This window comes from Thiocapsa marina 5811, from assembly GCF_000223985.1.
GTDB lineage: Bacteria > Pseudomonadota > Gammaproteobacteria > Chromatiales > Chromatiaceae > Thiocapsa > Thiocapsa marina.
Genome location: NZ_AFWV01000002.1, coordinates 183464 through 195571, shown reverse-complemented (window position 1 = coordinate 195571; position 12108 = coordinate 183464). Strand labels below are relative to the sequence as shown.

The window sequence follows — 12108 nt, the reverse complement described above, 5'->3', positions numbered from 1 at the left end:
GGAAACGCCGAGCAAGCGAATGCCGACAGGCTCTATTCGCTGGCATGGCTCGATCCGGGCAAGGAGCCGATGGTCTTCTCGCCTCCCGACATGGGCAAGCGCCACGTCCTGTTCCCGATGTATAGCCTGTGGATGCCGGTGATCGAATCGGCCGGTAGCCGCACCTGCGTCGCGCTGACGCAGACCTTCCTGATCAGCGTCCCCGACCGGAGCGTCGAGATGCCCGATGACACGATCCACATCAAGGTTGCGACAGGTGACATGGTCATCCCGGGCCGCACCGATGCGGACGGAACCGATGTCGGCTGAACGGTTCAGTGATCCATTCCACACCGACAGTCCACACCAACAGGAGATAGACATTGAAGATCAGCCCACGGGAAATCTCGGCTCGAAGAGGTGCGCTTAAATGACCACCTCGCGCATGTTTCTTAATCTCTCCCCGTACAGCCTGCCTGCTGCGGCGCTGTCCGTGATGGTCTTGCTGGGGACGTCCGTGACGGCAAGTGCCGACGAGGCGGACGCCAAGCGGTTGCTCAAGGCCATGTCGGACTACTTGACGGCGCAGCTGGCCATCGCCTTCGACTACGACGCCATCCTCGAGGTCGTCACCAAAGATGACCAGAAACTCGCGCTTGCGGGGTCCGGTACCGTGACGCTTGATCGCCCCGACAAGATCCTGGCGACGCGCTCCAGCGGATTTGCAAACGTCGAGATGTCCTTCGACGGCAAAACGCTGACCTTGCTGGGCAAGGACCTGAACATCTATGCGCAGGAAGACGTACCGGGTACCGTGGAGCACCTGGTCGATGAATTGCGCAAGCACAACCGGCCACTCCCTGCGGCGGACTTGCTGTTGCCGAACCCCTACGAGGCGCTGATGGCGGATGTCGTCGACGTGAAGGATCTCGGCAGCGGCGTGATCGGTGGCGTCGAATGCGACTATCTCGCGTTTCGCGCCAAAGAGGTCGACTGGCAGATCTGGATCGCTCAAGGGGAGCACCCCTACCCATGCCGATATGTGATCAGCTCGAAGCTCATGAACGGTGAACCGCAGTACAGCATCGAGATCAGGGACTGGAAGACCGGCGACGCGGTCGCGGCCACGGACTTCAGCTTCACGAACCCAACGGATGCCAAGAAGGTCGACCTGAAGAATCTCGAGGGTACCGATGAACTACCGAAACATTTCCAAATGGGAGAAGCGCAATGAAGGCATCGAAACGATTTGCCGTGATGCTGATTGCGGCGCTCGCCGCCATCGGCGGATCTGAATTCGGCGAGCGGCTTTCTATCCCCGGTTTTCACAGCTTCATCCCGAATGCCGAAGCCATCGTCGGGCGCCCGCTCACACCCGTGAGCGTTGCCGGGGTGGGACGCCGCACCGTGCGGCGTTGCGCGGTCGGCGTGTATAACTGCTAACCCGCAGCCGAAGCGCGATGCCGAGCTCGGGGTGAGCCCATTTCCTCGGTGCATCCCGAACCTCGGCGGGGACACGGTTTAGCTCCCCGAAAGGCCGAAGCGTATGCGAACCCGTCTCCTTGTCGTGACCGCCTGCATCCTGTGGGCCGCCTGGTTGACGTCGGCCTATGCTCAGGAGGCCGACAGCCCCTTGCCCGCATGGTTGGTGACCTCTTCGACGCTGGAGTCGAAGATCGCCGAAGCGGAGGCGCAGACCGACAGGACCGAGGAGGCCAAGACCCAGCTGATCGCGCTGTACCGCAAGGCCTTGAGCAATCTACAAGCGGCGCATGACAACGCGGCATCCGCGGCCACGTTCGGGCGCAGGGCCGAGCGCGCCCCGTCGGAGATTCAGGCCATCCGCGCTGCGCTCGCGCCGGCACCAGTCACCTAGCAGCTGTGGCGGCAGGGCTTGGGGCTACCTTACGTGAACAAGCATGACAGCCGAATGACACCGAACACCTTCGAGGCGTACCTGCTATCAGGTCCGCTGCAAATTCGGCTGCGCGACGGCGTTCTTGTTCGTGGTCTTGCAACGCGTCTGGGTGAATCACCTTTAGGAGCCCGGACGGGTCGTTTCCGGTGATGGCGATCGCGGCGGCGGCTGCGACAAGCGCTCGTAGTAGTCGATCGCCGCCGGATGCAGCGGAATGGTCAGTCCGATCCGGGCGCTGGCCCGTGTGATGAGCGAGCCGGCTGCGCTGCCGGCACGCAGGAAGTCGATACGGTCGAACAGTGCCGTGAGCACACGATCGACGTCGGCCTTCGGCAAGGCATCGCCGCTCGCGAGCAGGGCGGTCACGGCGACGGTGGGCACCGGCTCACGTTGACCTGGATAGGTGGACGCGGGCAGCTCGATGGGGACATAGCCTGTACCTTCTCGCGTCAGCAGTTCACGCAGCTCGGCGCCGAGCGGCAGCAGCCGAACGCGGCCTTGAGCTGCGGCCTGCTGCAGCGCGCGGGCCGGGGCGCCGATGGTGGCGATGACGGCGTCGGCCTCGCCCTTGTCGAGCAATTCCAGCCCGCCGGCAAGACCGGTCTCGTAGACGGCGCCGAGCTCGGCCGGATCGATGCCGGCCGCGGCGAGCAACGCGACGGCATTCAGATAAGAACCGGAACCGGGGTTGCCGATATCCACCCGCTTGCCGACCAGCTCCTGCACGCTGCCGATGGGAGAGTCGGCCGCGACGACGAGGTGCAGCGGCTCCGGAAACAGGCTGGCCAGGGCCTGCAGGTCATACTGTGGGCCAAGCGCGGCGAACGGCTCGCCGCCGAGCATTGCCCGGGCCGCGACGTTGTTCTGCACCAGCACGATGTCCACCTTCCCGGCACGCAGCAGTTCCAGATTTTCCTTGCTGCCGCGGCTCTGCACGGCGTTCGAGAGCGTCCCCTCGGCGATCAGCTCGGCGGCAAGCAACTGCGCCACGCGAGCGTACTCGCCGTCCGGCGAGCCGCCGGCAATGATCAGGGCCCGATCCAGCCGGTCGAGCCGCAGCGTAATGTCGGTGTAGGCGCTGTCGAGCACCTCGGTGATGATGCGCTCGCGCTCGAGGGAATGGTCGCCGGCATTCGCCAGCAGGGCGTTGATTTGCTCGATGATGCGGCGCGACTCCGCAGCGCCGGCTGGGCCTGCAGTGGCGACACCGACCTCCGGGCGGAAGACATCGACCGGCATCCAACCCTCGGCACCGCGTTCGAAGCTGACGCTGCCGCGGACATAGACTCGGTCGCCGGCACGGTTGCCGTCCTGTGCGAGGCCCTCGATGCCGCGCTCGGTGGCACCGAGCAGAGTGCTGAAGGCGGCGACGTTGAGCGTGTCCCAGGAGGAGAAGTCCAAATCGCGACCAAAGGTCAGCACGGCGTTGTAGTAAACGATGCGGCGTTGACGTCCGTCCGCACCGGGGTCCAGCGGGCCGCTTCCGAGACGTCGCAGGCTGGTGATCTCCATGGTGTCGGCACCCAGGGCCCGGGTCAGACGCTCCTGCACCACTTGGGTGACGCCGGACTCATCCGGCCCCTCCGCACAACCGACCAGGAGCAGCGCCAGCAGGACGGCGCCGAGAACAACGAGGCTGCGGCTTGATATCGGCATGATCAGAACCCGAACCAGGGCAGCGCCAGGAAGCCCTGAATGACCAGTGCGTTGCAGATGTCGATCAAGAAGGCGCCGATGATGGGCACCAAGAGGAAGGCCATCGGCGACAACCCGTGGCGACTGGTCACGGCCTGCATGTTGGCGATCGCGGTGGGCGTCGCGCCGAGCTGGAAACCGCACTGACCGGCGGCAATCACGGCGGCGTCATAGTTGCGCCCCATGACATTGAAGGTCAGAAACACCACCAGGAGCACCGCAAGCAAGGCCTGGGCGAGCAGGATGATCAGGATCGGCAGGGCCAGGTTGACCAGCTCCCACAAGCGCAGCGACATCAGCGCCATGGCCAGAAACAGCGACAGGCTGACGGTCCCCATGAGCTCGATGGTGGGGCCGTCGATGCGGTACAACCCGCTCAGACTCAGGGCATTGCGCAGGACGATCCCCACCAGCAGGCACCAGACGAAGGTGGGCAAGGTGATGCCGGGGATGACCAGATGCTCGGCCAGCAGTGTGCCGACCCCCATGCAAAACATCAGGATCAGGATGGTCTCGATCAGCGATTCCGGGCTCAAGGCGCGGCGCTCGTCCCGAGGGACCTCGCCGGGACCGAGCAGCCCCGGAGTCTGAACCCCAGGTTGCAGCCGGTGCCGGCGGATCAGCCATTGCGCAACCGGTCCGCCGAGGACACCGCCCAGGATCAGCCCGAAGGTCGCGCAGGCCATGGCCACCTCGACGGCACCCTGCAGACCGTTCACCTCGCCGAAAACCTGCCCGTAGGCGGCACCGGTGCCGTGCCCGCCCGCCAGTGTCGCCGAGCCGCCGAGGATGCCCATTAGCGGGTTGAGATCGAGCCCGATCGCGATGGCCACGCCGACGACGTTCTGCAGCACCAGCGCGACCACCACCGCACCCAACAGCAACAGCAGCTTGCGACCGCCCTGCCCCAGCGTACGCACATCGGCGCCGAGCCCGACGGTCGAGAAGAAGATCAGCAGCAGCGGCGATTGCAGTCCCATGTCGAAGGACAATTCGGCACCGGTGCCGACCCGCACGGCCGTCAGCATCACGGCGACAATCAGCCCGCCGACCACCGGATCTGGGATGCTGTAACGGGCCAGGAAGTCGATACGCCCGATCAGCCAACGGCCGACCAACAGCACCAGGATGGCGAATACCACGGTCAGCGGCAGCGGGATTTCGATGGCCATGGCGTCTGACACCTCTGCGTCGCCGATTGCAGATTCCGAGTCTATCGGATAAGTCTATTCGGTGACCATCCTGCGCAGCATGGCTGTCGTCTTCATTTGGCGCGAAATGGTCAGCCGCGAGCCCCGATGATGCCGCACAATCCGGCGCGCACCGCGGGCGTGGTCCGATCCGCGATCAGGAGCGATTCATGCGCCGACCACCGACCGTCCCGAGCCGAGACCGCCACGGCATCCGAACGCTCGCCGTGCTGCTCATCGGACTGCTCGTGTACTCGGCGATCGTATCGGCAAGCGATGCGCCCGCGATGCGCGCGGAGAACCTCGGCAGCAGCCCACTGTTCATGCAGCCGCAACTGCTGGCCGTCGCCAACCTCGACCAGCGGATTGCCGCCACCGCCGATGCCGTCGGCAGGGCGCGGCTCACGCACGAGCGCGACGCGATTCTGGAGCAACTCACCCGGACCATCCTCTCCGGAAACGGCGATGACCTGGCGCCGAGCGTGACCGCGGCCGCCCTGGAGCGTCTGCGCGACGCCGTGTCGCAGGCCCGAGCCGGCGGGGACAAGATCGCCGAGATGACCGCGATCCTGCGCCTCAACAGCGCGATTCTGAGCCAGAGTTTTACGGATCTGCTCACGACAGTCGCGCGTGACTGGATCCGGTTCGCACCGACCACGGACTTCAACGAGGCATTCGACCGCTTCGCGCATCGAACCCTGTTCAACCTGGCCCCTTTCGGGCACGCCGTGCGGCGTCTTCAAGCGGCCGAGCCGGCTACGCTGAGCAGCGCCGAGCAAACCTTGGTCGACACCTATCGCGACTACAGCCAACACGCCGAGGTCTACGGCGCCGTGGCGCAGTCGCTGCTCGGGTTTGTCAAGGGCGCGGCGATCAGCAACCAACTCTTGGATTGGGTCGGCATCAGCGCACTGATCGGCGCCATCGACGCGCGGCCCTGGGCCAGCGACATCAACGCCCGGAGGATACCCGGCAGTCCATACCGCATCGGCCAGCTCATCAGCGTCGGCCAACTTTTCGCCGCCGCCGCGTTGTTTCTGGCGTTGACTGGAATCGGCCTCATTCTGCTGCCGGTGCTGCTGCGATTGTTGCGACGCGCCTTTCCGAAACAGGCGCGGCGCGCACTGGCGGACCCCTCCGAATCCGAGCGCTTCGTCCGCCTGCTCGAGCAATCATTCTATGGTCCGCTACGCGTCCTGCTGGTGCTGATCGCCATCGCCCAGGCAACGCGCATCCTGTTCCTGCGCGAATCCGACGAGCGGATCCTGGACGTGCTCGGCAGCCTGTACGTCGTGCTGATCGTGTGGGCGCTGCTTCGCCTGATCGACAACTTCGTGATGCTCTATTCGAGCGAGCTGTGGCATCGCTATCCGACACTGCGCGGAGAGTTGGTCAATTTCATGTCCAGCATAATCCGCTTCACGGTGGTCGTGATCGCCGCGCTGTACCTCTTGCAGCGCTTCGGCTTCGACATCCGCGCCCTGCTGGCCTCGCTCGGAATCGGCGGTCTGGCCGTCGCATTCGCCGCCAAGGAGACCATCGCAAACATCTTCGGCTGCATCTCCATCATCGCCGACGACATGTGCCGGCAGGGCGATTGGATCGTGACGCCCAACGGCGAGGGCATGGTGATCGATGTCGGCCTGCGCAGTACCAAGATCCGGACCTTCGACAACGCGGTGATCTATCTACCCAACGCCTATCTGGCCGGTGTCGATGTCCGCAACTGGAGCCGGCGCAAACTAGGCCGGCGCATCAAGTTCACGCTCGGACTGGAATACGGCAGCGACATGGCGCAGGTGAAGAAAACCGTCGACGACATCCGTACCATGCTGATCGCCCATGAGGGCATTGCCGACGCGACCACCGACATCTCCGGCTACACGCAACAACAACTGGCCAAGATCGCCGACACTATGGACGGACAGGGAATCAAGCGAACGCTGCTGGTCTATCTCGATGCCCTCGGCGACAGCTCGATCGACATCCTGATCTACTGTTTCTCCAAGACCTTCGACTGGCAAGGCTGGCTCGAGGTCAAGCAGGACGTGCTCTTTCGCTGTTGCGCCATCGTCGAGGCCAACGGGCTGAGTATCGCGTTCCCGAGTCAGACGCTGTATCTGCGCGAGGACAACGGGCAGAAAGCGTGTGAAAATACGCGGCAATCGCCGTCAACTACGCCATGAACGACCTGTCGAGCGCCGGATGAGTCCGACGGTGAGTGCACCCCCGAAGCTCGGCACGGACGCAGGTCGACGGCGTTTTTCCACGATCCTGAACCGCGTCACCTCGAACGCTCCAGGGTCCGGCCGAGGCAGATCCAATAAAGAGACGACGCATACCGCTCCGGACGCGGTTCAGCTCCAACGCCGACACGCATGCGGCGGCCCTCATCGATGCCCGTCGGGGCATGCACCCGCTGCTGACCGCCCTGCTGTTGGTGACCTGCCTGGCGGCCTCCGGGCTGGTGCGTGCGCAACCGGAAACGGAGCCGGAAGCCGTCGGGGCCGGCCGGGCACCGCTGATGATCGGCACCCGCCAGGTCCCGCCGTTCGCGATGCGGGACGCCGACGGAAGCTGGAGCGGCATCGCCATCGATCTGTGGGCGCAGATCGCCGAGCGGCTGAACCTGGACTACCGGCTGGTGGAGCTGGATCTAAGCCGGATGGTGGACGCCGTGGCCGCGGGCGAGGTCGATGCCGTCGCCGCGGCGCTGACCATCACCGGCGCGCGCGAGGAGCGGGTGGACTTCACCCAACCCTTCTACACCTCGGGGCTCGGCATCGCGGTCGTGCAGCACCCCGAGGGTGGCTTCGTGGCGACCCTGCAGCGCCTCTTCTCCGGTCGCTTCCTGCACAGCGTGGCAGCCCTGCTCGGACTGCTGACCTTGATCGGAGTGTTGATCTGGCTGGCCGAGCGCCGCCGAAACGCCCACTTTCACGGCGGCTTGGCGCGAGGTATCGGCTCCGGTCTCTGGTGGTCCGCGGTCACGATGACAACCGTCGGCTACGGCGACAAGACGCCGATCACGGCCCTCGGTCGCGGGATCGCGCTCGTCTGGATGTTCGCCAGCGTGATCATGGTCTCCGGCTTCACCGCCGCCATCGCCACCGCGCTGACGGTCGGCGAACTGCGGCACCCGATCCACGGCCTGAACGACCTCTACGGCACCCGCGTGGTCACGGTTGCCGACAGCACCAGCGCGGATTTCCTGACACGCTACCGGGTTCGGCACAAGAGCGCCCCGTCCTTGGAGCAGGCGCTGAGCCGCCTCGCCGGCGGCGATGCGGACGCGGTGCTGTACGACGCGCCGATCCTACGCTTCCTGATCGCCAGGGATCACGAGGAGTCCCTGCGCGTGCTGCCCCGGGTTCTGCAACGGCAGGACTACGGCATCGCCTTGCCTCAGCCCAGCCCGCTGCGCGAGCCCATCAATCGTGCCCTGCTGGACATCACCCGCGGCGAGGCGTGGCAAACCGTGCTGGAGCGCTATATCGGGTCCGACCAATGACCTCGGGACGAACCTTCATGTTCTCGTCACGGACTTTCGAGCTTCGCTCACCTGACGTCCGCCGATCTTTCCGCACCGCGGCACCGACCGATCTTGATGTCCCTTCGTTGCCCCGGCACGGCACCTCAACGCGCGCCCAATGACCGGGCTGGCGCCCAATGAGGACCACATGGCATTGGCCATCGCCATCGGCGTGCCGCCCCGGCACGGGCTCTACACGACCATCATCGCCGGCGCGCCCATCGCGCTGACCGGCGGTTCGGCGGTCAATATCTCCGGGCCGACCGCGGCCTTCGTCGTGGCACTGCTGCCCATCGTGCACGCGCACGGGCTCGGTGGCCTGCTCATCGCCGGGATGCTGGCCGGTTTGCTGCTCGTGGGCATGGGCCCGGGGCGCCCGGGCGCGCCGATCGAGGTGGTGCCCTATCCGGTCACCGTCGGCTTCACTGCCGGCATCGCGGCGGTTATCGCGACCTTACAGATCAAAGGCCTGCACGGGCTCGATCTGATCACCCTGGACGGCCACTTCACGGCTAAGCTGCTGGCGATCCTGGAGGCGCTGCCGACGCTGCACTGGCAGGAGGCCCCGCTCGGCTGCGTCACACTGGCGGTGCTGATCCTCTGACCTCGCATCGACAAGCGCCTGCCCGCGCACCAGGTGGCCGTGGTAGTGGGGTCGCTGTCGGCCGCGCAGCACCAGGTCTCGATTCCCCGAGCGCCATCGGGATAGACATCGGCCTTGTCGATACACCAGGGCCGACACTCCGCCATGCCCATCGAGCGCTATCTCAGCATGTCTCCGTTCAAGTAGACGCTGGTTTCCATGTCCGTTGCCTGCTGAATGCCCTCGCCCGCAAAGCACATACGTAGCGCCTGCTTGGCAAAATCCATCACGGCGTCTTTCTCCACGTCGCCCTTCACGATGACCCGGGTGGTGACACCGTCGAGATGGCCTGTGGTGGCGGGCGTCATGAAACCGTCCTGTTGGTAGTCGAACTGATGCTCGACCCTGAAGTCCTTGATCTCGATACCCTGCTTCTGCAAAAACATCTGGTTCGCCGTCAGCTGACTCATCAGGCAGAGTGAGGTGCCTACGGTGAAATAATCCCGCGATGTCGGGGCCCTATCAGGCCCCTCGTATCCACGACTATCATCCGCATAGAGCTCCCAGGTCTGGTAGTTCTGGGTCAAGGATTTCGCGCGCACCCGATGCAGATAGGGTCTTTGCGCATCATGTGCCGATTCTGCTATCGCGATCTCGCTAAAGATCATCGGGTTCGGAAAATCCTGCATGTCCACGGCCAGATCGTCTTCAATCTCCACTGTTTGCAGCGTCAAATCGGGCGTGACATTGGTGATTGTGCGGCCACCATCCATCGACACCGGGGATTCCACCCGTCCAGGACGTGCATGGAGCCCGCTCCACTCATCGGCATTGATCAGTATGCCTACATCGATGTCCGTTGCGTTGGCCAAGCCCTCGCCGACGGCCCATCCGTTCAGCGCTAGCTGTTTCACCGCCTCGATCTTTTCCGGAGACTCATTGCTGCGAATGAGGATGTTCGAGATCACCTTGTCCGTGAAGCCCGCCCAGTTGCTGCTCATTGGATCAGACCATCGAAAGACGATTTCCGACTCGACTGTCGCATCCTCGACGTCCAAGCCCAATATCCGGATCGCCCGCTCAACCTGTGTCAACAAGCTCGATGCGACGCCTGCCGCATAGTAGGTCAAAGGGTTCGGCGCGGTTTGTGCGTGTGCGGCGCCACCCTCGTCACTGACAAGCTCCCACGCGCTGAATTGCTGATCTCCTAGCCGGTCTTGACGACAGGCTCCATGTCGACGGGGCAATTTAGGGAGCGGGCGATCAGACAGAGATCGTGCGCCTTCTTGAGGATGCGCTGCGCCTGTGATTCGTTGCTCGCCTCAACGGTCAGCTCCGGGCGGAGCAGGATGCGCTTGAAGCGGTAGCCAACCTTGTCTTCTTTGATGAGCTCACCTTCCGCCGTGGACCGATAGTCTTTGACGTCCAGTTTCGACATCTCGGCGATGAGCAGGACGTAATTGGCAAGGCAGGTCTCGGCGGCGACCACCAGTAGGTGTTCCGGGCTATAGCGCTCGGCATCGTGGGGTGTTCCGACCGGTAGGACGGCCGGACCATCGATGTGAATGTCGCCGGCCGCGGACTCGCCGGTCCATTGGTAGGCGGTACGGTAATGGAGGGGAATGTCGCTCATGCTGATGTGCTCCGGGTTGTGTGGGAGATGTTGGACAGAACGTCCGTCAGATAGTCGAGGGCGCCACGTGCCGGCGTGCCCGTGAGGCGCTCGATGTGGTCCGTGGCGCGAGCGAACTCGCCCGCGTCGACGGCGCGATAGAGCGAGATCAATATCTGGCTGATCAGCGGCGGTTCGCCGCCTTGCAGGCAGATGTTCAGGAACGCCTCCTCGCCGACCGCCTGAAAGCGGATCTCGCGACCGGTTGCCGTGCTGAGGTCGGCCGCGAGCTCGGTCATGGAGATCGCCGCGGGGCCGGTCAGCTCCAGCACCTCGCCACGGGTCCCCGGCGAGAGCGCCGCGGCGGCCGCGGCCCGAGCCACGTCATCGCGCACAACATAGGCGACGCGACCCCGCTCGACTGGATAGGGCAGTTGCCCGGTGGCTGCCAACTCGGGCGCCCAGTCCACCAGCGGGTCCAGATAGAGCCCCATGCGCAGGATGAGCCAATCCATGCCGGACAGGCGCGTCGCGGATTCGGCATACAGATAGAATGGGGCGACGATGGATCGGGAATCCGGCCGAGCCGCGCTGATGGACAGGAGAATGATCCGCCGAACACCCGCCTGCCGTGCGGCCTCCAAGGCATTGGCGTGCTCCTGGATGCGCCTGACGACCGGACTCTTGGTCGGGATCAGCACGAGGCTGTCCACGTCTCGGAAGGCCTGGGACAGGCTTGCGCAGTCCGTGTAGTCCGCTGGCCGGACCTGAACGCCGAGATCCGCGAAGTGCCCGAGCTTGGCGGGGTCACGCGTCAGCGCCGCGAGCCCCGTCGGAGCAACCCCATTGCGCAACAGATGCCCGACCACACCAACGCCGAGCTGTCCGCTCGCCGACATCACCCCGATCATCGGGAGCTCTCCCGTGGCGTCAGTGTCGGACGATTCCTCAGCAGGCGAGCCAGCTGCAGCAGCACCAACGGGGCAAAGTTGACCAAGGCCGGCAGCCAATGACCATCAACCAGGGCCCAGTGGAGCAGGGTCAATACGGCCGCCCCGTAGACCAAGCGTTGCAGCGGCTTCCAGCGCCGGCCGAGCCGGCGCACCGATGCGTCATTGCTGGTCAGGGCCGGCGGCACGAACAGCAGAAAGGCGAGCCAGCCGGTCCAGATCCCTGCCTCCATCAGGTCGCCGGCGACGGCGGACCAGGTCCCTGCCTCCATCAGATAGAAAAGCGTGTGCAGCACCCCGTAACCGAAGGCAGCAACGCCGATCCAACGGCGTCTGCGCAGCAGCCAACGCCCCCAAGCGCGACCGGGGAACAAGCTCAGTAGCGGCGACACGGCCAGCGACAGGATCAGCAGGCGAGCCGAGAATTCGCCGCTGGCATGCATCACTTGTCCATAGTCCATGCCGCTGGCGACCATGCCGACCGATGGCAGGGCAAGCAGGGTCCAGAGAAACAACGGGGAGCCCAGCAGGCTGGTGAGATGCTTCGGCATGGTCGCTCCGATGGGAGGCAGGTTGAACATGCGAAAAGCCTAACGGACCGACCTTTGTGCGATAAGCTACCAGGGTTCGTTTTCTTCATTCGACCAGA

The 12108-nt window shown here is 64.7% G+C and carries 12 protein-coding genes and 1 pseudogene; 7 read left to right on the top strand and 6 right to left on the bottom strand.

Features of this window, described 5'->3' with window-relative positions:
* Positions 1 to 12: 12 nt before the first annotated feature.
* From THIMADRAFT_RS03280 to THIMADRAFT_RS03265, 4 genes and pseudogenes are all read left to right on the top strand, one after another.
* Positions 13 to 309: pseudogene (locus THIMADRAFT_RS03280) on the top strand (DUF1254 domain-containing protein); the annotation flags it as partial.
* Between the two features lie 100 nt (positions 310 to 409).
* Positions 410 to 1213 (top strand): DUF2092 domain-containing protein, encoded by an 804-nt coding sequence (locus tag THIMADRAFT_RS03275; RefSeq protein WP_007191538.1) that lies wholly within the window; start codon positions 410 to 412, stop codon positions 1211 to 1213.
* Positions 1210 to 1422, top strand: a complete 213-nt coding sequence (locus THIMADRAFT_RS03270) for a hypothetical protein (protein WP_007191537.1) — start codon at positions 1210 to 1212, stop codon at positions 1420 to 1422. The genes THIMADRAFT_RS03275 and THIMADRAFT_RS03270 overlap by 4 nt, the downstream gene beginning before the upstream one ends.
* A 103-nt stretch (positions 1423 to 1525) precedes the next feature.
* Complete coding sequence (locus THIMADRAFT_RS03265) at positions 1526 to 1855, top strand: mechanosensitive ion channel protein MscS (RefSeq protein WP_007191536.1); 330 nt, start codon at positions 1526 to 1528, stop codon at positions 1853 to 1855.
* A 162-nt stretch (positions 1856 to 2017) separates the two neighbouring features.
* On the opposite strand, the gene THIMADRAFT_RS03260 is transcribed toward THIMADRAFT_RS03265, so the two are convergent.
* A complete protein-coding gene (locus tag THIMADRAFT_RS03260; protein WP_007191535.1) occupies positions 2018 to 3553 on the bottom strand; it encodes a TAXI family TRAP transporter solute-binding subunit in 1536 nt (511 codons plus the stop codon).
* A gap of 2 nt (positions 3554 to 3555) precedes the next feature.
* The gene (gene gltS, locus THIMADRAFT_RS03255; protein WP_007191534.1) at positions 3556 to 4764 is read right to left on the bottom strand and encodes a sodium/glutamate symporter; all 1209 of its coding nucleotides are present in this window, start codon (positions 4762 to 4764) and stop codon (positions 3556 to 3558) included.
* Between the two features lie 188 nt (positions 4765 to 4952).
* Between gltS and THIMADRAFT_RS03250 the strand changes: the two genes are divergently transcribed.
* The 3 genes from THIMADRAFT_RS03250 to THIMADRAFT_RS03240 all read left to right on the top strand — a co-directional run bounded on the left by THIMADRAFT_RS03250 (position 4953) and on the right by THIMADRAFT_RS03240 (position 8918).
* Entirely contained in the window at positions 4953 to 6968 is a 2016-nt protein-coding gene (locus THIMADRAFT_RS03250; protein ID WP_007191533.1) for a mechanosensitive ion channel family protein, read from the top strand.
* Positions 6969 to 7192: 224 nt separating this feature from the next.
* The gene (locus THIMADRAFT_RS03245; RefSeq protein WP_007191532.1) at positions 7193 to 8293 is read left to right on the top strand and encodes a transporter substrate-binding domain-containing protein; all 1101 of its coding nucleotides are present in this window, start codon (positions 7193 to 7195) and stop codon (positions 8291 to 8293) included.
* A gap of 169 nt (positions 8294 to 8462) precedes the next feature.
* The gene (locus THIMADRAFT_RS03240; RefSeq protein WP_007191531.1) at positions 8463 to 8918 is read left to right on the top strand and encodes a SulP family inorganic anion transporter; all 456 of its coding nucleotides are present in this window, start codon (positions 8463 to 8465) and stop codon (positions 8916 to 8918) included.
* 158 nt (positions 8919 to 9076) lie between these two features.
* On the opposite strand, the gene THIMADRAFT_RS03235 is transcribed toward THIMADRAFT_RS03240, so the two are convergent.
* From THIMADRAFT_RS03235 to THIMADRAFT_RS03220, 4 genes are all read right to left on the bottom strand, one after another.
* Positions 9077 to 9955 (bottom strand): OsmC family protein, encoded by an 879-nt coding sequence (locus tag THIMADRAFT_RS03235; RefSeq protein WP_139052677.1) that lies wholly within the window; start codon positions 9953 to 9955, stop codon positions 9077 to 9079.
* Positions 9956 to 10104: 149 nt separating this feature from the next.
* Positions 10105 to 10530 (bottom strand): OsmC family protein, encoded by a 426-nt coding sequence (locus THIMADRAFT_RS03230; RefSeq protein WP_007191529.1) that lies wholly within the window; start codon positions 10528 to 10530, stop codon positions 10105 to 10107.
* Positions 10527 to 11420, bottom strand: a complete 894-nt coding sequence (locus THIMADRAFT_RS03225) for an NAD(P)H-binding protein (RefSeq protein WP_007191528.1) — start codon at positions 11418 to 11420, stop codon at positions 10527 to 10529. The genes THIMADRAFT_RS03230 and THIMADRAFT_RS03225 overlap by 4 nt, the downstream gene beginning before the upstream one ends.
* Entirely contained in the window at positions 11417 to 12010 is a 594-nt protein-coding gene (locus THIMADRAFT_RS03220) for a ferric reductase-like transmembrane domain-containing protein (RefSeq protein WP_007191527.1), read from the bottom strand. Before THIMADRAFT_RS03220 ends, THIMADRAFT_RS03225 begins: the two co-directional genes overlap by 4 nt.
* Positions 12011 to 12108 lie beyond the last annotated feature (98 nt).